This is a genomic window from Mesorhizobium sp. (assembly GCF_005063415.1).
In the GTDB taxonomy this organism is placed as follows: domain Bacteria; phylum Pseudomonadota; class Alphaproteobacteria; order Rhizobiales; family Rhizobiaceae; genus Mesorhizobium.
The window spans coordinates 1269-21398 of sequence record NZ_SUEG01000019.1; the positions used below are offsets into that span (position 1 = coordinate 1269).

Genomic DNA, 20130 nt, shown 5'->3' on the forward strand with positions numbered 1-20130 from the left:
CGCTTCGCGCCGATCCACCTTCTCCCACAAGGGGAGAAGGCAAGGAGCCCTCAACTCCCTGGCGGGCTCACCGGCTCCAGCGTCTTCGGCGGCGTCAACCTGCCATGTCCCGATACGGCATTGCCGGCGTCCGGCGCCAGCCGCATGAACGACAGCGAGGCCGCCGCCGACACCGCCGCCACGATGAAGAAGGCGGTGTGGAAGTCGCTCAGCGTCAGTGGGCCGCCATGGATCTTGGTCGACACTTCCAGGATGCCGCCGGCCAGCGCCACACCGAGTGCGATCGCCAACTGCTGGAACACTGCCGTGATCGGCGTCGCCTTGCTGGTGTCGGCGGCCGAAATCTCGGCGTAGGCAAGCGCATTGATGCCGGTGAAGAACATCGAGCGGATGAAGCCCCCGGCGAGCAGCATGGCGAGGATCAGCCCGTAGGGCGTGCCGGGTGTGAACAGGCCGTTGATGGCGATGGACGCGGCAGCGATGAGCGAGCCTGAAATCAGCACCCGTCGGAAGCCGGCGACCCTGAATATCAGCGAGGTGACGAATTTCATGCCTATGGCGCCGATTGCCGAGACGAAGGTGATCATGCCGGACTGGAACGGCGTCAGCCCGAAACCGATCTGGAACATCAGCGGCAACAGGAATGGTACGGCACCGATGCCAATACGGAACAGTCCGCCGCCGAGCACCGACGAGCGGAACACCCGATTGCGAAACAGCTCGAGCGCCAGCAGCGGATTCTTGGCGCGGCGCGCGTGCAGCAGGTAAAGCACCGCCGACGCCAGCCCGACGGCTACGGTGAAAAAGCCGGCAGCGGGCGGCAGAGCCGGCAGGCTGACCACCGACAGGCCGAACACAATTCCGGATGCCGCCAGCCCGCTCAGCACGAAGCCGGTGAAATCGAGCGGCGGCGTCTCGGCAGGATCGGTCTTCGGCAGGAAACGCGTGGCCAGCCAGATGCCGATCAGCCCGATCGGCACATTGATCAGAAAAATCCAGTGCCAGGAGAAATAGGTCGTGATGAAGCCGCCGACCGGCGGGCCGACCAGCGGGCCGACCAGAGCCGGGACGGTTAGCCACGACATAGCGGCGACGAGTTCGCTTTTCGGTGTCGCGCGTACCAGCACCAGGCGTCCGACCGGCGTCATCATGGCTCCGCCAATGCCTTGCAGGAAGCGTGAGACCACGAAAGCCGGCAGCGAATTGGAAATGGCGCACGCGACCGAACCGACGATGAACACGGCGATCGCGGCACGGAAGACATTCTTGGCGCCGAAGCGGTCGGCCATCCAGCCGCTGATCGGAATGAAGATCGCCAGCGATACCAGATAGGCGGTCAGCGCGAGCTTGAGCGCAATCGGGTTGGTGTGGATGTCGATGGCGATCGCCGGCAACGATGTCGCAATGACGGTCGAATCCATGTTTTCCATGAATAGAGCGACCGCCAGGATAAGCGGAATGGTGCGGTTCACGATGGATCCGGCCTTGAAAATGTGCGTCGCGATTGCTTGCCGGCCTTGGGGCCAAACCGGAACATAGGGCGGTTATCATGGCTTGGCGCGGTTGTCGCATTAATTTGCTGTCACGTTTGTGCGACCGCAAGTCTTGCAGCACCTGCGGCAAATGCAGCTTTGCGACTACACAACCATCGGCTTTTCAACGGCGACGGGACGTGTTACGAGCCAGCGCCAATCCTGAAAGGGAAGAAGACGAGTCGGCGCTGTCCATCAGGGCGAGCGCCTTTCCTGCATTCCGAGGGCTGGCCATGGCAAAAATCATCGAGACGTCCACCGGCGCATTGGCGCTGACCTTTGACGACGTGCTGCTGCAGCCGGGTCATTCCGAGGTCATGCCTGGCGAAACCGACATCCGCACCCGAATCGCCGGCGACATCGACCTCAATGTGCCGATCCTGTCGGCCGCCATGGACACGGTCACCGAGGCAAGGCTTGCCATCGCCATGGCCCAGGCCGGCGGCATCGGCGTCATCCATCGCAATTTCTCGCCGGCCGAACAGGCCGAGCAGGTGCGGCAGGTGAAGAAATTCGAATCCGGCATGGTGGTCAACCCCGTCACCATCGGTCCCGAGGCGACGCTTGCAGATGCGCTGGGTCTGATGCGCACCTACAGCATCTCGGGCATTCCGGTGGTCGAGAACGGCGGCAGCGGCGGCCACACGGTGGGCCGGCTGGTCGGCATCCTGACCAATCGCGACGTCCGCTTCGCCTCCGACCCGGCGCAGAAGGTCTATGAGCTGATGACCCGCGAGAACCTGATCACGGTCAAGGAGAACGTCGATCAGGACGAGGCCAAGCGACTGCTCCACCAGCACCGCATCGAGAAGCTTGTTGTGGTCGACCGGGACGGCAATTGCGTCGGGCTGATCACGGTCAAGGACATCGAGAAGTCGCAGCTCAACCCGCACGCCACCAAGGATGCGCAGGGACGCTTGCGCGCCGCCGCCGCCACCAGCGTCGGAGATGACGGTTTCGAACGGGCCGAGCGCCTCATCGACGCCGGCGTCGACCTTCTGGTGATCGACACCGCGCATGGTCATTCGCAGCGCGTCCTGGATGCGGTGACGCGGGCCAAGAAACTCTCCAACTCGATTCGCATCCTGGCCGGCAACGTCGCCACCGCGGAAGGCACCTTGGCGCTGATCGATGCCGGCGCCGACGCAGTCAAGGTCGGCATCGGACCGGGTTCCATCTGCACCACCCGCATCGTCGCCGGCGTCGGCGTGCCGCAGCTCTCGGCGATCATGTCGGCGGTCGAGACGGCGCATAAATCGGGCGTCTCGGTTATTGCCGATGGCGGCATCAAATATTCGGGCGATCTCGCCAAGGCGCTGGCCGCCGGCGCCAGCGCGGCGATGATCGGTTCGCTGCTGGCCGGCACCGACGAGAGCCCGGGCGAGGTCTATCTGCATCAGGGCCGCTCCTTCAAAGCCTATCGCGGCATGGGCTCGGTCGGCGCGATGGCGCGCGGCTCCGCCGATCGTTACTTCCAGGCCGAGGTGCGCGACACGCTGAAACTGGTCCCGGAAGGCATCGAAGGGCAGGTGCCGTACAAAGGACCTGTGTCTGGCGTGCTGCACCAGCTTGCGGGCGGCCTGAAAGCCGCTATGGGTTATGTCGGTGGCCGCGACCTTGCCGATTTCCGCGAGCGCGCCACTTTTGTGCGGATATCCAATGCCGGACTTCGTGAAAGCCACGCCCATGACGTCACGATTACCCGCGAAAGCCCGAATTATCCTGGCGGAGCCTGACCGTCATGCGTCTTGGCGCAATCTGGCGGCAATGATCCTGCGGCTGTCGCGCCACGCGGCCGCACTGTGTGTCGCCACCGCGGCGGTTTTCGTCATCATGACGGCGATGGAGTTCCTCTATTTTCGCCAATTGAGCGGCGGCCTGCCGTCGCTCGACATGCGCTATGCCGGTTTCACCCCGGATGAGGGCATGGCCTGGCTGACGGCGCTCGGCCGGCGTGGCAGCGAGATCATTCTCGTCTGGCATTACCTGACCTTCGACCTGCTGTTTCCGGCGCTGCTGTCGCTGACGATGGTCAGCCTGATCCTGGCCTCGGGCCGTCGGCTGAAAAACTTCCGTGCATTGCCTGCGCAAACCCAGTCGATATTCGCAGCCGTGCTGGTGCTGCCCTACACGCTTGCCGACTATGCCCAGAACATCGCCGTGGCTCGTCTTTTGTCCGATTTCCTGTCGGCCAATCCGGATTCGCTGTCCTTCGCCTCGGCGCTGATCGTCACCAAATTCGCGCTTCTGGCTGTGCCGGTGACCGTCATTGCGGCTTTCACTCTGATGGCTCAGAAACGGCCTTGAAGGCTGGGTGACAACGACAGGGGGCGACTTGAACCAGACCGCGATCTTCTGGCCGATGCTGGCGCAGGTGCTGCTGGTCTATGTCGTCTATGTCGTAATGGGCCGGCGCCGCTATGGTGCGGTCAGATCGGGCGAAGCCAAGACCGGCCAGTTCAAGACGCGCTCGACGGAGCCTGGTTCCAGCATCACCGTCGCCAACAATCTGAGCAACCAGTTCGAACTGCCGGTGCTTTTCTACGTCTTATGCTTGACGCTGCACGTGACCAATGGCGTCAATTATCTGACCTTGGCACTGATGTGGATATTTGTCGTCTCCCGCTATCTTCACGCATCGGTCCACTTGACCAGCAATCGGCTAATTCTGCGCAGCAGGGCATTCTACCTGGGCGCGGTAGTTCTCGCACTTGGCTGGATATGGCTGGCGCTGCATCTGCTCGGCTTGGTCTGAGCAAGCCCAAGGCTACAAATCGAACACCGCAATCTTGCGCTTGTCGAACCTGATGGCGAGTTCACCGCGCACCAGCTTGAGCGCGGCCTCGCCGAAGACGGCACGCCGCCAACCTTGCAATGCAGGCACGTCGGCTTCCTCGCCCTCGGCAGCGATGCGGTCGATGTCGTCACTGGAGGCGAGTACCTTCGATGCGACGCCCTCCTTTTCGGCAACGATCCGCAGCAGCACCTTCAGCAACTCCGCAGCGGCGCTCGACCCCTCCGGCGGCTGGAAGCTCTTCGGCAGCTTCGGCATCTCTTCCCTGGGCAGGGCAAGGGCAGCGTTGACTGCGCCAAGCAATGCCGTCGCCGTCGAAGAGCGTTCCCAGCCCTTCGGCGTGGTGCGCAGCTTGCTCAGCGCCGCCGAGTCGCGCGGCGCCTGCTGCGCCACTTCGTAGATCGCATCGTCTTTGAGCACACGGCCGCGCGGCACGTCGCGCTCGCGCGCTTCGCGTTCGCGCCAGGCGGCCACCGCCTGAACGATCGCCAGTTCCTGCGGCTTGCGCAGCCGCATCTTGAGCCGCTTCCAGGCATCCTCGGGATGCGGATCGTAGGTCTCGCGCGAGGTCAGCACGTCCATCTCCTCGTTCAGCCAGTGGGCGCGGTTTTCCCGCACCAGCTCGGCGCTGAGATGCTTGTAGACCTCGATCAGGTGGGTGACGTCGGCGAGCGCGTAGTCGAGCTGCTTTTCGGACAGCGGACGGTGGCGCCAGTCGGTGAAGCGCGAGGACTTGTCGAGCCTCGCGCCGGTGATGCGCTGCACCAGTTGGTCGTAGGAGACGCTGTCGCCGAAGCCGCAGACCATCGCCGCGACCTGGGTGTCGAACACCGGATGCGGCACCAGATCGCCGAGATGCACAATGATTTCGATGTCCTGCCGCGCCGCATGGAAGACTTTGACGATCGCCTCGTTGGCCATCAGCCTGAAGAACGGTTTCAGGTCGATGTCGGGCGACAGCGGATCAATCAGTGCCGTTACCCCGGGCGCTGCCATCTGGATCAGGCACAGGATCGGCCAGAAGGTCGTTTCGCGAATGAATTCGGTATCGACGGTGACGAACTCCGCCTTTTCGAAAGCGGCAATAGCGGTCTCGAGTTCTTTCTGGGTGGTGATGACGTGCATCAAATCGCTTTTGGCAAGGGATAGGGTCTCTTTCAATTTCAGCCGCGCGCGCTTTCGTCAAGCGTAAGCACTTCTATCGGGGCTTTGCGGGTTCATCGGGATCAGCATTCCGCTTCGCCAACCGGGCAAAAACTGTAGACGTGCGCAACAGCGCCGTAAAACGGCTGCGATGGCTTGCCGGCACGGCGGAGCGCGCCTGCATCCGGTAAAGGATGACGGCCACGAAGATCGCATAGACGGTGGCGCTGAACACGAACAGCGCGCTCGGCCCGAAAAATTGCATCACCGTCGAGGCGGCGAACGGCCCGCCGATGGCGCCGAAGGAATAAAACAGCATCAAGGCTGCATTGATCAGCACGAACTCGCCCTTGTCGGCGCGGTCGTTGGAATGCGCCGCCGACAGCGAATAGAGCGGCATGGCGAAGCAGCCGAAGATGAAGACGAGCAGGAAGTTGAGGAACGGACTGCCGCCTGCCACGAACGCCAGCGCCAGTGCCGCCACCATCGCACAGCACGTCGTCATCAGCAGCACCGAGCGCCGGTCCCAGCGGTCGGAGAGATAGCCGAGCGGGTATTGGATGATGGCGCCGCCGAAAATGCCGACGCTGACGAAGGTGACGACGTCGGCGACCGACATGCCGATCTGCTCGGCATAGACCGGCGACAGGGTGCGGAAGGCGCTGTTTGTGACGCCGACGGCGATACAGCCGAAGCAGCCGAGCGGCGAGATCCGCCAGACGCGCGCCAAATCGAGCTTGACGTCTTCCGGCGGCGTCGGATTGGAGCGGTCGCCGAGCGAAACCGGCACCAGCGAAACGGTGATCATCATCGACATGATGGCGAAGATAGCAAAGCCGCCGGCGCCGAAGATCGGGATCAGGAACTGGGCGCCCGTCACCGAGCCGATGTCGACCATGCGGTAGATGGCAAGCACCCGCGCCCGGTCGGTGTTGGTGACGCCGGAATTCAGCCAGGCTTCCATGATTGTGAACAGGCCGGCAAAGCAGAACCCGCCGGCAAAGCGCACGGCGCACCACATCACCGGATCGATGACCAGCACCAGAAGCAGCGTCCCCGCCGAGGCGATCGCCGCAAGTGCCGAAAAGGCGCGCACATGGCCAACGGACTTCATGATGCGGGTCACGGCAAGGCAGCCGAGCAGGAAGCCGGCGAAATAGAACGTGCCCATCAGGCCGATCGAGGAAGCGGGAAAACCTTCCTGCGCACCACGCAACGCAATCAAGGTGCTCTGCAGGCCGTTGCCGCCGAGCAGGATGCCTGCGGCGATCAGGAGCGGGATCAGAGGGCGGATGGAGGACATGAAGGAAAGCCTGTCGTTGATCCCTTCTTGAACCATCGCCTTCGCCAATGCCAGCGGCAATTCCCTGTGGCGTTGGGGCCAGCCGGGGGCTACCGCGTGGCGCCGGACCCTCCGTGTTGGGAACCAAGGCGTATCTTTGTAGTTCAGTGCTGGTGGGCGAATACGCGTCTTGTGAGCTGCCGGTGTGCGGAGACGGTGTCAGGCGTCGACGTTGTTTCTGCTACCCGGCCTGAAGCTCCAAAGGGAGGTCCGCCATCATGAAATTTCATCCCGCATTTGCGGCATTTGCCGTGGCCGCAGTTCTGGCGGCCGGGCCGGCGCGGGCTGTCGACCTCGCCATGGTGTCCGGCGATACCGGCAACGGCCAGAGAATCCTTCGCGAGATCCTCGATCAGTACGAGAAGAAGACCGGCAACAAGGTTAGCGTCGTTCCGCTGCCTCCCTCGGCGACGGACCAGTTTGGCCAATACCGGCTTTGGCTCGCCGCTGGAAGCAGCGACGTCGACGTCTATCAAACGGACATCATCTGGGCCCCCCAGCTTGCAAGGCAGTTCATCGACCTGACCGAAGCGACCAAGGATGTCGTTGGCGCCCATTTTCCATCGATCATCAAATCGCAGACCGTGGACGGCAAGCTGGTCGCCTTGCCGATCTTCACCGACGCTCCGGCGCTCTACTACCGCAAGGACCTCCTCGACAAATACGGCGCCAGGGTCCCGGCCAGCTGGGCCGAGCTTGCCGACACAGCCAAGCTTGTCATGGACAAGGAGCGCGACGCCGGCAACAAGGACATGTGGGGCTTCGTTTTCCAGGGCAACGCCTATGAGGGGCTGACCTGCGATGCACTCGAATGGGTGAAGTCGAACGGCGGCGGCCAGATTATCGAGCCGGACGGCACGATCTCCATCAACAATCTGCAAGCAGCTGCAGCGCTGGAAATGGCGAGGAGCTGGGTGGGAACCATCTCGCCGCCCGGCGTTCTAGCCTACCAGGAAGAAGAGTCGCGCGGAGTCTGGCAGACCGGCAACGCCGTCTTCATGCGCAACTGGCCCTACGCCTACGCGCTTGGCAACAGCGAAAGCTCCCCCATCAAAGGCAAGTTCGAGGTGACCACGCTGCCGCCGGGGTCGGGTGAGGGCGCGCGCCCAGCAGCAACGCTTGGCGGCTGGAATCTCGCGGTTTCCAAATATTCGAAGAACCCGGATGCAGCGGTCGAGCTGGTTAAATGGATCGCCTCGCCTCAGATGCAGAAGTACCGCGCCTTGAAGGGGGCATATCTGCCGACCATTCAGGCGCTCTATGACGATGCCGACATCGCCAGCGCCCAGCCGGTTATCCCGCGCTGGAAGGAAGTCGTCCTCAACGCGGTGCCGCGTCCCTCGGCCCAGGCCAAGACCAGGTATAATGAAGCATCGAGCGAGTTCTGGACCGCCGTCCACAACACCATTTCCGGCGAGGGCACGGCTGCCGACAACCTTGCCGATCTGGAATTCTCCTTGACCAGGCTCAAAGGCACCGCCTGGTGACCTCGCCGCGCTCAGGCTCGCTGCTGGCGCGTCAGCGTGCGCGCTCGGCATGGCTGCTGCTTGCCCCGATGCTCATCGTACTCGCCGGCGTTGCCGGCTGGCCGTTGACGCGCACGATCTATTTCGGCTTCACCGATGCCTCGCTCGCCGATCTGGAGGCCCGCCGCTGGGTTGGCTTCGCCAACTATTTCTCCATCCTGCAAATGCCGAGCGGCCGCGTCATCTATGACGGGCTGCTCGCCGATCCGGTCTGGTGGCGCGCTGTCTGGAACACGGTGCGCTTCGCGGTGATTTCGGTGACCTGCGAGACGGTGCTCGGCATGATCGTCGCGTTGGTGCTCAACACCAAGTTTCGCGGCCGTGGCATCGTGCGCGCCGCCATCCTCATCCCTTGGGCGATCCCGACGATCGTCTCGGCGAAAATGTGGCAGTGGATGCTCAACGACCAGTTCGGCATCATCAACGACGTCCTGCTCAAGCTCGGCCTGATCAGCACAAAAATCGCCTGGACGGCCAGCGCCGACACGGCGATGGTCGCCGTCCTCGTTGTCGACATCTGGAAAGCGACCCCTTTCATGGCGCTTCTCATTCTCGCCGGCCTCCAGATGCTTCCACAAGAAATCTACGAGGTCGCCAAGCTCGACGGCGTCGGCGCGTGGAGAGTTTTCTGGAAGATCACCTTGCCGCTCATCCGACCGGCGTTGATGGTGGCCATGATCTTTCGCGGTCTCGATGCCCTGCGCATCTTCGATCTGATCTACGTGCTTACGCCAAACAACATACACACCAAGTCGATGTCGGTGTTTGCCCGCGAGAGCCTGTTTGAGTTCGACAAGTTCGCCTACGGTTCCGCCGCCTCGACGCTGCTCTTCCTCATCCTAGCTCTGCTGACCATGCTCGTTCTCTGGCTCGGCCGGATAAGACTGGACAAGGACTACTGACCATGTGGATCGTCAAGCGCACGGCTTTCTACCTCCTCGTCGCCGTCATCGTCGTCGTCGCGGTGTTCCCGTTCTACTACGCCATCATCACCAGCGTGAAATCGGGGACGGCACTCTTCCAGATCGACTATTGGCCGACGACGATTACCTTCAGCAACTACAGGACCGTATTCACCGAGGGGACCTTCGTGCGCAACCTCGTGAATTCGCTGTTCATCTCGAGCGCCGTTGTCGTCATTTCGCTGTTCCTGGGCGTTACCGCCGCCTATGCGCTGGCGCGCATCCGCTTCCGCGGCCGCTCGGCTCTGCTCCTCACTATCCTGTCCGTCTCGATGTTCCCGCAATTGGCGGTGCTTGCCGGTCTTTTCGAGTTGATCCGCACCTTCGGCCTCTACAATTCGCCGTTCGCGCTGATCTTGTCCTACATGATCTTCACCTTGCCGTTCACCATCTGGGTGCTCACCGCCTTCGTTCGCGACCTGCCGATCGAGCTGGAGGAAGCGGCGATCCTCGATGGCGCCACGCCCTGGATCATCATCAGCCGCGTCTTCCTGCCGCTGATGTGGCCGGCGCTGGCGACCACTGGGCTTCTCGCCTTCATCGGTGCGTGGAACGAGTTCCTGTTCGCCCTGACGTTTACCTCCAGCAACGAGCAGCGAACCGTGCCGGTCGCGATCGCGCTGCTCTCCGGCAACTCGCAGTTCGAGATCCCATGGGGCAACATCATGGCCGCATCGGTGATCGTCACCGTGCCGCTCGTCATCCTCGTCCTGATCTTCCAGCGCAAGATCGTCTCCGGCCTCACGGCGGGCGGGGTCAAGGGATAAGGTGGATAGTTGAACTGCCGCACAGAGCAGCGAATTAGGATTGAGGCCTCTGGGATAAATTGATGCTGGAGGGGCAGGGGCGGGAAGAAACGCGAAATCGACCCGTGCGCTGCTTGCCTTGACAAATGCACCCTCTCATGTGCTTTTCGCGCAAATTTTCAGGCTGGGCCATCATGCCTCGGCCGCAACCCAACATCCGGACTTTAAGAATGACAATGCATCGTTACCGCAGCCATACCTGTGCCCAGTTGAGGAAGGCCGACGTCGGTTCCTCCGTTCGCCTGTCGGGCTGGGTGCATCGCGTGCGCGACCATGGCGGCCTGCTGTTCATAGATTTGCGCGACCATTACGGCCTGACGCAGATCGTCGCCGATCCGGATTCGCCGGCCTTCAAGATTGCCGAGACCCTGCGCGGCGAATGGGTCGTCCGCGTCGACGGCGAGGTCAAGGCGCGCCTCGCCGACACCGTGAACCCTAATTTGCCGACCGGCGAGATCGAGATTTTCGCGCGCGAGATCGAGGTGCTGTCGGCCGCCAGGGAATTGCCGCTGCCGGTCTTCGGCGAGCCGGATTACCCGGAGGACATCCGCCTCAAATACCGCTTCCTCGACCTGCGCCGCGATACGCTGCACAAGAACATCGTCGCGCGCACCAAAATCATCGCCGAGATGCGCAAGCTGATGGGCGAGGTCGGCTTCACCGAATTCTCGACGCCGATCCTGACCGCCTCGTCGCCGGAAGGGGCGCGCGACTTCCTGGTGCCGTCGCGCATCCACCCCGGCACTTTCTACGCGCTGCCGCAGGCCCCGCAGCAGTATAAGCAGCTGATCATGGTGTCCGGCTTCGACCGCTACTTCCAGATTGCGCCGTGCTTCCGCGACGAGGATCCCCGCGCCGACCGTCTGCCGGGTGAATTCTACCAGCTCGACGTTGAGATGAGCTTCGTCGAGCAGGAGGACGTGTTCACCACCATGGAGCCGGTGATGCGGGGCGTTTTCGAGACCTTTGCCGCCGGCAAGCCGGTGACGCAGAAGTTTCCGCGCATCGCCTATGATGTCGCCATGCGCAAATACGGCACCGACAAGCCGGACCTGCGCAATCCGATCGAAATGCAGGCCGTCTCCGATCATTTTCGCGATTCCGGCTTCAAGGTATTTGCCAACATCCTTGCCAACGATCCGAAGGCCGAGGTCTGGGCCATTCCGGCCAAGACCGGCGGGTCTCGCGCCTTCTGCGACCGCATGAACTCATGGGCGCAAGGCGAGGGCCAGCCCGGCCTCGGCTACATCTTCTGGCGCAAGGAGGGCGAGAAGCTTGAAGGCGCCGGACCGCTGGCCAAGAACATCGGCGAGGAGCGCACCGAGGCGATCCGCCAACAACTCGGCCTTGCCGATGGCGATGCCGCCTTCTTCGTCGCCGGCGACCCGAAGAAATTCGTCTCCTTCGCGGGTGCGGCGCGCAGCCGCGCCGGCGAAGAGCTCAATCTTGTCGACCGTGATCGCTTCGAATTGTGCTGGATCGTCGACTTCCCGTTCTTCGAATGGAACGAGGAGGAGAAGAAGATCGACTTCGCGCACAATCCGTTCTCGATGCCGCAAGGTGGCATCGATGCACTTAACGGCGAGGATCTGCTCGGCATCAAGGCGTTCCAGTACGACATGGTCTGCAATGGTTTCGAGATCGCCTCAGGCGGCATCCGCAACCATCTGCCCGAAACCATGGTCAAGGCATTCGAAACCGTCGGGCTGGACCGCGCAACGGTCGAGGAGCGCTTCGGTGGCCTTTACCGCGCCTTCCAGTATGGCGCCCCGCCGCATGGCGGCATGGCGGCCGGCATCGACCGTGTCGTCATGCTTCTGGTCGGCGCAAGGAACCTGCGCGAAGTGACCATGTTTCCGATGAACCAGCAGGCCTACGACCTGTTGATGAACGCGCCGTCGGAAGCCAGCCCGCAGCAGCTTCGCGAATTGTCGCTGCGCGTCGTGGCGACTAAGAAAGAGGTTTAGGAAACACTCCGAACCGGTACTGTTGATTCATAAAAAAGCCCGGCAGCGCTGCCGGGCTTTTGCTTGGAAGCTCGATCAGTCTTCGTTCGCCGTAACCGTCACGCCCAGCGTTTTCGGCAGGTCGAGCGGGTTGGACATGGCGCCCGCCATGATCAGCGCGAACGGCACCGCTGCCGGCGGCTCGGCCGAGACCTCGATGCTTTGCGGATCGTCGAGGAACTTGTTGACCGCGGCCGAAACCTGCGCCGTCAGTTCCGGATTGTTGAGCTGCGCCATGCCGAATGGCACGATCGCCTTGGCCTGGTTGGCGATGTCCTTGCCGGACATGCCTTGCTGCTTGCCGGCATAATCGAGCACCTTTTTGGTCAGCGAATCGTCGTCGAAGCGGATCGAGGCGCTGTTGAACGATAGCTGCTGCAGCAGCCCGAGCATGGCCATGCCTTGCGCCGAATTGTCGGCGCCTTCGGGCTGCGCTGCCATCTTCTTCTGCATCTCCTGCATCGATTTGATGATATCCAGCGTGTAGCCGCCGAGATCGAAGGTCATGCCGAGCGTGCCGGCATTGTCGACCGATATTTCGTATTTCGACAAGTCCATCCTGCCGTCGGCAGGCTGCCAGGTGCCTTCCATCTCAAGATTGCCTGTTATGTTCTGGTAGCCGAGCGCGTTGATGACTTCCTTGGACTTCGGATCTTCGACCAGGGTCAGGTCGGCAGCGAATTTTTCCGTGGTGCCGGAAAACGCCATGGCCTTGCCGTCGGCCGGGGGCGTGATTGCGATGGCAAGCCCGTCCATCGAGAAAGCGGTCTTGTCAGCCACTTTGACTGTCATGTTGTCGAGCTCGGCCGATTTGTACATCATCAGCGAGCCCAACGGACCGGTTGCGCCTTCGGCCGGAACCGTCATGTCGTGGATGACGAAGGGGCTGAGATTGAGCGTGACGCCATCTTCGCTGTGTTCGAACGGCGACGTCGATACGGTCGCGATTTGATAGCCGCCATTGGCTTCGGTCACACCTTCGAGCTTGACGTCGCCGATCTTGAGCGCCTCCTTTTCGGCCGCCGGCTTGACCGCTACGCCTTGCAGAACCATGCTGGAGGTGTCACCGGTTACTCCGGTCCAGGAGAGGTCGACGCCCTGGGCGGCGAGGGCAGCCTTCAGCCGGTCGGCGACTGCGGTATCCTGCGCGAATGCCGCATTCAGCGGCAGCGTCAGCAAAAAGGTCGAAAAAGCCAGTCTTTTAATAAGTGTCGAGTGTCTGATCGTCATCGAGAGCTCCCCTGAGAGTGTCCTGAAATTCTTTTTCAAATCGTCGCGTCGTCACCATTCGGTGACGAACTGGACCGGAAAAAGGCGGGCCTCGGCACAATGATCGAAAATCGCGGCCAAAGGCAAACCCGATCCATCTGGCTTGCGATAGAAGCAGGATGTAACGGGTTGATGTTGGCCGGCGTCGTGACGCTTCCAATTCCTGTTTCATAACGGATGTCGCGCAAAAGTGTGCAGCGGTTTTGCGATAACGACATGCATCAAAACAAACCTAAAGCGTCGCATGAGGCCGGTCGAACGCGACACGCTTTAGAAGCACGCATACCGGTGTGCCTCTTGCCGCGAATCACCCGCTCGGCTAGTGCCAGCCCATGGGAAAAAGGCTTTTGCCGCCCGAGAGTGGCGGCGGCGACAATATCGAGCCGGTCGATCTGAAGAAGGCGCTGGAAGAGCGCTATCTCGCCTACGCGCTGTCGACCATCATGCACCGGGCACTGCCGGACGTGCGCGACGGGCTGAAGCCGGTGCATCGTCGCATCATGCATGCCATGCGCCTGCTGCGGCTTAACCCTGACCAGGGCTTTGCTAAATGCGCCCGCATCGTCGGCGAGGTGATGGGCAAGTTCCATCCACATGGCGACCAGTCGATCTACGACGCATTGGTGCGGCTGGCGCAGGATTTTTCGATGCGTTACCCGCTGGTCGACGGGCAGGGCAATTTCGGCAATATCGACGGCGATAACGCCGCCGCCATGCGCTACACCGAAGCGCGCATGACCGAAGTGTCGACGCTGCTGCTGGAAGGCATCACCGAGGACGCGGTCGATTTCCGCCCGACCTACAATGAGGAAGACGAGGAGCCGGCCGTGCTGCCCGGCGCCTTCCCGAACCTGCTCGCCAACGGCTCGTCCGGCATCGCTGTCGGCATGGCGACCTCGATCCCGCCGCACAATGCGGCCGAGCTTTGCGACGCCGCGCTCCACCTGATCGAGCATCCGGATGCGCCGGTGACGAAACTGATGGATTTCGTGCAAGGTCCGGACTTCCCGACCGGCGGCATCATCGTCGATAGTCGTGCTTCGATCCTCGACGCCTACGAAACGGGTCGCGGTGGTTTCCGCGTCAGGGCGAAATGGAGCCAGGAGGACCAGGGCAGGGGCACCTGGAACATAGTCGTCACCGAAATCCCCTACGGCGTCCAGAAGGCCAGGCTGATCGAAAAGATCGCCGAGCTCTTGATGGCGCGCAAGCTGCCGCTGCTCGAGGATATCCGCGACGAGAGCGCCGAGGACATCCGCGTCGTGCTGGTGCCGAAGAGCCGCTCGGTCGATCCCGGCATCATGATGGAATCGCTGTTCAAGCTGACCGAGCTCGAAAGCCGCTTTCCGCTCAACATGAACGTGCTGTCGCGCGGCAAGGTGCCGAACGTGCTGTCGCTGAAAGGCGTGCTCAAGGAATGGCTGGAGCACCGCCGCGACGTCCTGATCCGCCGCTCCAAGCACCGTCTCGGCGAGATCGAAAGGCGGCTGGAGATCCTCGCCGGCTATTTGATCGCCTACCTCAACATCGACGAGGTGATCAGGATCATCCGTGAGGAGGACGAGCCCAAGCAAGTGATGATGGCGCGCTGGTCACTCACCGACACCCAGGTCGAAGCCATCCTCAACATGCGGCTGAGAGCGCTGCGCAAGCTCGAGGAATTCGAAATCCGCGAGGAATTCAATGGCCTGACCGGCGAGAAGAAGCAGATCGAGGCACTGCTTGCGTCCGACGCCAAGCAGTGGGCGACGATCAAGTGGGAAGTCGCCAATGTTCGCCAGAAATACGGGCCCGACACCGAGATCGGCAAGCGCCGCACTGAGTTCGCCGACGCACCCGAGCATGACCTGACCGACATCGCCCACGCCATGATCGAGCGCGAGCCGGTCACCGTGGTCGTTTCGGAAAAGGGCTGGCTGAGGGCCATGAAAGGTCATCTGACCGACCATTCGGCCCTGACCTTCAAGGAAGGCGACAGCCTCAAGCTCGCCTTCCACGCCCAGACGACCGACAAGGTGCTGGTCTTCACCACCGGCGGCAAGTTCTACACGATCGGCGCCGACCGGCTGCCGGGTGGGCGCGGCCATGGTGAGCCGATCCGCATCATCGTCGACATGGACAACGACCAGGACATCGTCACCGCCTTCGTCCATGATCCCAAGCGCAAGCTGCTGCTGGTGTCGCATGACGGCAACGGTTTCATCGTGCCGGAAGAAGAAGTCGTCGCCAACACCCGCAAGGGCAAGCAGGTGATGAACGTCAAGGCGCCCGACGAGGCCCAGCGCTGCGTGAGCGTCGCCGGCGACCATCTCGCCATTGTCGGCGAGAACCGCAAGATGCTGGTGTTCCCGCTGGCCGAGATCCCCGAGATGGGGCGCGGCAAGGGCGTGCGCCTGCAGAAGTACAAGGATGGCGGTGTCCTCGACCTCAAGACCTTCACGCTCGCAAGCGGCCTGTCCTGGCAGGATTCGGCAGACCGCACCTTCACCAAATCACGTGACGAGCTTGCCGAATGGATCGGCGCCCGCGCCTCGGCCGGCCGCATGGTGCCGAAGGGTTTCCCGAGGACTGGCAAGTTCGGGTGAAGCGGTAATCTCCCCTCGAGGGGGGAGACAGCCGGCAGGCCAGAGGGGGTCCCCGCGCATGAAGCGCCAGCCTCCTTTGTTCGTGGTAAGGTCGCGTCAGGACGTCCCGACCCCCTCTGTCGCCTTCGGCGACATCTCCCCCTCAAGGGGGGAGATTAGCAGCTCCACCCAAACATTTGGAATGTCGTCACGATTGCTGCACTATATCAGTGCATAACCGACGCGATGGGCCAAGGAGAGTTGGGCGCTTGAAGGAAGTCAGGATACAGAAGCCGGAGCGGCAGCAGCGCTTGTTTGGCCTGTCGACGCCGCTCAGGGCCGCTGTCATTCCGCCGCTGTCGGCGGCGCGCTGGCTCCTGGTGCTGATCGTCGCCGCTGGCGTTTATTTCTTCCACGGCTTCCTGTTCCCGGTCCTTGCCGCCCTGGTGATCGCTTTCGCCAGCTGGCCGCTCTATCGGCAGCTGCTCGCAGGCGTCGGCGGCAACCGCACGATCGCGGCGACGCTTGCGATTCTGTTCATCCTGACCTTCCTGGTAGTGCCGATCGCGCTTGCCGGCACCTACGCCATCAATGAGGTGCGCGAATGGGTCAACTGGGCGATCGAGACCAACCGCTACGGTGCGCCGACGCCGCACTGGATCGCCACCATGCCCGTGGTGGGCGAATGGCTCAATGAACAATGGACGGTCAACGTTGGCCACCCCGGCGGTATCGGCGAACTGATCCAGCTGATCAGTGGCGCCAATATCGGCAGCATCTATCGCGGCGTGCTTGCCGCCGGCGGCAGCGCCTTCGGCCTTTTGCTGACGCTGCTGTTCATGATGATCGCGCTGTTCTTCGCCTATCGCGACGGCGAGCATTTCGCCGGACAGGTCGATCGCCTCGGCGAACGCATCCTGCCGGCCAGATGGGAACGGATCTCACGCGTGGTGCCGGCGACGATCTCCTCGACGGTGACCGGCATGACCGTTATCGCCATCGGCGAAGGGCTGGTGCTGGGTGTCGCTTACTGGTTGGCCGGCGTGCCGTCGCCGGTGACGCTCGGCGCGCTGACCGGCATCATGGCGCTGATCCCCGGCGGCGCGCCGCTGTCGTTCACGCTGGTCTCGATTTACCTCGCCGCCAGCGGCTCGCCGATGGCCGGGCTGGCGCTGTTCATCTGGGGCGCGGTCGAACTCTTCGTCGTCGACAAGACATTGCGCCCGAAGCTGGTCGGCGGGCCGATAAAGCTGCCCTTCCTGCCGACCTTTTTCGGCCTGATCGGCGGCGTCAAGACGATGGGCTTTCTCGGCCTGTTCATCGGCCCGGTGCTGATGGCCCTGCTGGTCGCAATCTGGCGCGAATGGCTGCGCGAGGTGGAACTGACCGATGAGCTCGCTGCCGCCGAGCCGGCGGAGCACGATGACGCACCGCCGCAGATCGAAATTGTCGCCGAACGCGCCGCCGCGAAAACGAATCAGGCCGGGTGACTGACGGCGAACATGGCGCGGCGCCTGCGCCCCTCGTGCAACTGACAGAGCGAATGCCCGATCAAGGTGACGATGAGGATCGCGCCGCCGATCAGGCTGTTGCGCGACGGCGTTTCGGCGAAGATCATCCACACCCAGACCGGCGCCAGCACGGTTTCGAGCAGGTAGAACATCGCCACCTCCGGCCCGGAGATGTATTTCGGGCCGTTGGCGAGGCAAAAGAACGAGATCGGCATGATGACGGCGCCGTTGAAGATGATCCACCAGGGTGCGTTGACGTGAAAACCTACCTTGGAAACCATCAGGGCGGCAACGGCCAGCGGCAGGACCACTCCGATCAGCGCCGTGAAACCCATATCCTTGCCGCTGGCGCGCGAGATGGTGATGGCCGCGGCGATCATGAAAGCCGAGCATAGCGCCATCAAGTCGCCGAAGAGATGTCCGGTTCCAACGGAATCGCCGACAATGATCATGACGCCGACGATCATCAATGCCAGCGCGGCAAGCGTCAGCGGTCGTGGCCTCTCCTTCAGGAACAGCCATGACAAAAGGGCCGCGAACATGGTTGTGAACGCCAGGATGAAAACGAGATTGGCGGTCGAGGTGTTGTAGACGCCGGTGATGAAGGCGATCGAGCCGAGCCCGTAGAGGGCGGCAACGATGAGCCCTGACCAGCCCGGGATAAGCTGCGGTGCCCTTGTGCTCAGCGAGCGCCAGACGGCCCAGATGATGAGCGTGGCGACGAAGGTTGTGCCGGTGCGCAACAGCAGGATCGTCCATGCCTCGCCGTCGGCGAGCCGGATCAGCGGAATGTCGACGGTCAGCGTCAGCCCGCCGATGGCGGTGATCAGAAGGCCTCTCTGGTGGTCGTTGTGAGAAGACATGCGGCAATTCTCGCGATAGGCTTGGAGGCGCAAAATTGACTCGCCCGGTCTTCCAGCCGATCGGCTGGAAGCCCAGCAGCATCCTCCTCGAAACAATTTAAGAGTGAATACCGAAAGCGGAGATCAGCGCGAAACTGCTTCGTGATTGTAGCGTTCCCAGCCTTTCGGGCCGAGATGCTCCTGCGGCTGGAAGCGCATCTTATAATTCATCTTGCGCGAGCCGTTGACCCAGTAACCCAGGTAGACATGGGGCAGGCCCATCGCCCTGGCGCGGGCGATGTGGTCGAGGATCATGAAGGTGCCGAGCGAGCGATCCTCGAAATCCGGGTTGAAGTAGGAATAGACCATCGACAGGCCATCGGCCATCTTGTCGGTGAGGGCCACGGCGATCAGTTCGCCCTGGCCCCTGCCGGTGATGAAGCTGTCGGGTCCGCGGCGACGGTATTCGATGACCTTGGTGTCGACATGGGTATCCTCGATCATCATGGCGTAGTCGAGCACGGTCATATCGGACATGCCGCCACGGCGATGGCGGGCGTCGAGATAGCTGCGGAACAGCGAATACTGTTCGGTGGAGGGTTCGGCGTCGTGCATGGCGCCGACCAGATCCGAATTATGCTGTATGACCCGTTTCATGTTGCGGCTGGCGGTGAACTCCTGCGCCAGGATACGCACCGACACACAGGCGCGGCAGGTCTCGCAAGCCGGTCTGTAGGCGATGTTCTGCGACCGCCTGAAACCGCCCTGCGTCAACAGATCGTTCATCTCCGGGGCCTTGTCGCCGACCAGGTGTGTGAACACCTTGCGCTCGAACTGGCCCTCGAGATAGGGACACGGCGAGGGCGCGGTCAGAAAGAACTGTGGCGACTGGGTCGGGTGCTGCGTCATCGAGCCTTGGAAACACTCCTGCGAATCGTTCTACCTTTGGCGCGGACGCCGAAAAATTCAACAGGATTGTGAAAGCCTGGTTGATTGGACGTCTTCACATTTGTGCGCAAAGGCTGCGGCCGCGCTTCAAAAGTCTGCTCAGCGGCCGCTGCGGCTGACGACGGTGCCGAGCAGCAGGTCGTGCAGCGTGCGCTTGCGGTCGGAAAACAGGCTCACCAGCAGGACCAGCGGCGAGAGGATGACATTGCCGGCCCAAAACAGCACCGAATGCACGACGGCGGTCAGCCCGTCGATGGGGCTGCCGTCGAGCCGGTCGAGCCGGATGCCCATCACCTTCATGCCGGTGGTGGCCTGGTCTTTACTACCGAGCGTGTTCCAGATGTAGAGGATGGCGACGGCCGGCACGAGAATGGAAAACAGCATCCAGCCGAGGCCGAGCGTCAACAGCCCGAACAAGAACACCAGGATCGCGAATGGAATGGTGAGCAGCGCGACGATGAAATAATCGATGACGAAGGCGAGAATGCGCCGCGTGCGCACGCCCTCATAGGCGCGGACATCTTCGAGCCTGCTGGTGATGATTTCGCCGTCGAGAACGCGAGCGTTCATGTCATTTCCTCGTAATCGAACCCGGGTTAATGCACGGGGCCGCTTCTTGGTGAAATGGTGAAGGTTCGCGGCGGAATCAAGATCGAGCCTTTCGCCGCCGTGTAGATGGCGACGGAGTGTTTGGTGCCGTCTGACTTGTTGAATTCATGGCGCGGATAGCGTTAGCTTGCTGCGGCGCAACAAAGGGCGCCGAGCCGAGGGGACGGGGCGACATGGACTACGACATGCTGGTCATCGGCAGCGGCCCATCCGGGCGCCGCGCCGCGGTGCAGTCGGCCAAGCTCGGCAAATCGGTGCTGGTGATCGACAGAGGCC

Annotated in this window: 17 protein-coding genes; 10 read left to right on the plus strand and 7 right to left on the minus strand. The window is 62.4% G+C overall.

Features of this window, described 5'->3' with window-relative positions; translation table 11 throughout:
- Positions 1-50 precede the first annotated feature (50 nt).
- Positions 51-1472: an MFS transporter gene (locus E5W70_RS07810; protein ID WP_292656114.1), complete on the minus strand. Its 1422-nt coding sequence runs from the start codon at positions 1470-1472 to the stop codon at positions 51-53.
- A gap of 293 nt (positions 1473-1765) precedes the next feature.
- Between E5W70_RS07810 and guaB the strand changes: the two genes are divergently transcribed.
- Genes guaB through E5W70_RS07825 form a run of 3 tightly spaced genes read left to right on the plus strand, consistent with a single transcriptional unit; the run spans position 1766 to position 4287 of the window.
- Complete coding sequence (gene guaB / locus E5W70_RS07815) at positions 1766-3268, plus strand: IMP dehydrogenase (RefSeq protein ID WP_292656117.1); 1503 nt, start codon at positions 1766-1768, stop codon at positions 3266-3268.
- Positions 3269-3299: 31 nt separating this feature from the next.
- Positions 3300-3839, plus strand: coding sequence for a hypothetical protein (locus E5W70_RS07820; protein ID WP_292656119.1), 540 nt, complete (start codon positions 3300-3302; stop codon positions 3837-3839).
- 28 nt (positions 3840-3867) lie between these two features.
- On the plus strand, positions 3868-4287 hold the full coding sequence (locus E5W70_RS07825) for an MAPEG family protein (RefSeq protein WP_292656122.1): 420 nt from the start codon (positions 3868-3870) through the stop codon (positions 4285-4287).
- A 12-nt stretch (positions 4288-4299) separates the two neighbouring features.
- On the opposite strand, the gene rnd is transcribed toward E5W70_RS07825, so the two are convergent.
- Entirely contained in the window at positions 4300-5451 is a 1152-nt protein-coding gene (rnd, locus tag E5W70_RS07830; RefSeq protein ID WP_292656124.1) for a ribonuclease D, read from the minus strand.
- Positions 5452-5524: 73 nt separating this feature from the next.
- On the minus strand, positions 5525-6772 hold the full coding sequence (locus E5W70_RS07835) for an MFS transporter (RefSeq protein ID WP_292656229.1): 1248 nt from the start codon (positions 6770-6772) through the stop codon (positions 5525-5527).
- Positions 6773-7029: 257 nt separating this feature from the next.
- Here E5W70_RS07835 and E5W70_RS07840 point away from each other — a divergent pair, with 257 nt between their 5' ends.
- From E5W70_RS07840 to aspS, 4 genes are all read left to right on the plus strand, one after another.
- Complete coding sequence (locus E5W70_RS07840) at positions 7030-8298, plus strand: ABC transporter substrate-binding protein (protein ID WP_292656126.1); 1269 nt, start codon at positions 7030-7032, stop codon at positions 8296-8298.
- Positions 8299-8366: 68 nt separating this feature from the next.
- Positions 8367-9239: a sugar ABC transporter permease gene (locus E5W70_RS07845; protein ID WP_292656231.1), complete on the plus strand. Its 873-nt coding sequence runs from the start codon at positions 8367-8369 to the stop codon at positions 9237-9239.
- 2 nt (positions 9240-9241) lie between these two features.
- Entirely contained in the window at positions 9242-10066 is an 825-nt protein-coding gene (locus tag E5W70_RS07850) for a carbohydrate ABC transporter permease (RefSeq protein ID WP_292656129.1), read from the plus strand.
- Positions 10067-10281: 215 nt separating this feature from the next.
- Positions 10282-12072 (plus strand): aspartate--tRNA ligase, encoded by a 1791-nt coding sequence (gene aspS, locus E5W70_RS07855; protein ID WP_292656234.1) that lies wholly within the window; start codon positions 10282-10284, stop codon positions 12070-12072.
- Between the two features lie 75 nt (positions 12073-12147).
- Here the strand turns inward: aspS and E5W70_RS07860 are convergent, their stop codons facing one another.
- A complete protein-coding gene (locus E5W70_RS07860; RefSeq protein ID WP_292656131.1) occupies positions 12148-13341 on the minus strand; it encodes a hypothetical protein in 1194 nt (397 codons plus the stop codon).
- A gap of 371 nt (positions 13342-13712) precedes the next feature.
- Here E5W70_RS07860 and parC point away from each other — a divergent pair, with 371 nt between their 5' ends.
- Entirely contained in the window at positions 13713-15965 is a 2253-nt protein-coding gene (gene parC / locus E5W70_RS07865; protein ID WP_292656134.1) for a DNA topoisomerase IV subunit A, read from the plus strand.
- 248 nt (positions 15966-16213) lie between these two features.
- Complete coding sequence (locus E5W70_RS07870) at positions 16214-17434, plus strand: AI-2E family transporter (protein WP_292656137.1); 1221 nt, start codon at positions 16214-16216, stop codon at positions 17432-17434.
- Here the strand turns inward: E5W70_RS07870 and E5W70_RS07875 are convergent.
- The 3 genes from E5W70_RS07875 to E5W70_RS07885 all read right to left on the minus strand — a co-directional run bounded on the left by E5W70_RS07875 (position 17422) and on the right by E5W70_RS07885 (position 19815).
- Positions 17422-18318 (minus strand): DMT family transporter, encoded by an 897-nt coding sequence (locus E5W70_RS07875; protein ID WP_292656139.1) that lies wholly within the window; start codon positions 18316-18318, stop codon positions 17422-17424. The two genes, E5W70_RS07870 and E5W70_RS07875, sit on opposite strands and share 13 nt — an antisense overlap.
- 123 nt (positions 18319-18441) lie before the next feature.
- Entirely contained in the window at positions 18442-19206 is a 765-nt protein-coding gene (locus E5W70_RS07880; RefSeq protein ID WP_292656142.1) for an arginyltransferase, read from the minus strand.
- Between the two features lie 138 nt (positions 19207-19344).
- Positions 19345-19815 (minus strand): RDD family protein, encoded by a 471-nt coding sequence (locus E5W70_RS07885; protein WP_292656145.1) that lies wholly within the window; start codon positions 19813-19815, stop codon positions 19345-19347.
- A 212-nt stretch (positions 19816-20027) separates the two neighbouring features.
- Between E5W70_RS07885 and E5W70_RS07890 the strand changes: the two genes are divergently transcribed.
- Positions 20028-20130, plus strand: a 103-nt coding sequence (locus E5W70_RS07890) for an FAD-dependent oxidoreductase (RefSeq protein ID WP_292656236.1), incomplete at its 3' end; no start/stop codon positions are given.

Excerpts from the sequence above, each read along its gene's own strand:
- guaB (WP_292656117.1), top strand. The coding sequence starts at position 1,766 with ATGGCAAAAATCATCGAGACGTCCACCGGCGCATTGGCGCTGACCTTT.
- E5W70_RS07820 (WP_292656119.1), top strand. The coding sequence starts at position 3,300 with ATGATCCTGCGGCTGTCGCGCCACGCGGCCGCACTGTGTGTCGCCACC.
- rnd (WP_292656124.1), bottom strand. The coding sequence starts at position 5,451 with ATGCACGTCATCACCACCCAGAAAGAACTCGAGACCGCTATTGCCGCT.
- E5W70_RS07835 (WP_292656229.1), bottom strand. The coding sequence starts at position 6,772 with ATGTCCTCCATCCGCCCTCTGATCCCGCTCCTGATCGCCGCAGGCATC.
- E5W70_RS07840 (WP_292656126.1), top strand. The coding sequence starts at position 7,030 with ATGAAATTTCATCCCGCATTTGCGGCATTTGCCGTGGCCGCAGTTCTG.
- E5W70_RS07845 (WP_292656231.1), top strand. The coding sequence starts at position 8,367 with ATGCTCATCGTACTCGCCGGCGTTGCCGGCTGGCCGTTGACGCGCACG.
- E5W70_RS07850 (WP_292656129.1), top strand. The coding sequence starts at position 9,242 with ATGTGGATCGTCAAGCGCACGGCTTTCTACCTCCTCGTCGCCGTCATC.
- aspS (WP_292656234.1), top strand. The coding sequence starts at position 10,282 with ATGCATCGTTACCGCAGCCATACCTGTGCCCAGTTGAGGAAGGCCGAC.
- E5W70_RS07860 (WP_292656131.1), bottom strand. The coding sequence starts at position 13,341 with ATGACGATCAGACACTCGACACTTATTAAAAGACTGGCTTTTTCGACC.
- parC (WP_292656134.1), top strand. The coding sequence starts at position 13,713 with ATGGGAAAAAGGCTTTTGCCGCCCGAGAGTGGCGGCGGCGACAATATC.
- E5W70_RS07875 (WP_292656139.1), bottom strand. The coding sequence starts at position 18,318 with ATGTCTTCTCACAACGACCACCAGAGAGGCCTTCTGATCACCGCCATC.
- E5W70_RS07880 (WP_292656142.1), bottom strand. The coding sequence starts at position 19,206 with ATGACGCAGCACCCGACCCAGTCGCCACAGTTCTTTCTGACCGCGCCC.
- E5W70_RS07885 (WP_292656145.1), bottom strand. The coding sequence starts at position 19,815 with ATGAACGCTCGCGTTCTCGACGGCGAAATCATCACCAGCAGGCTCGAA.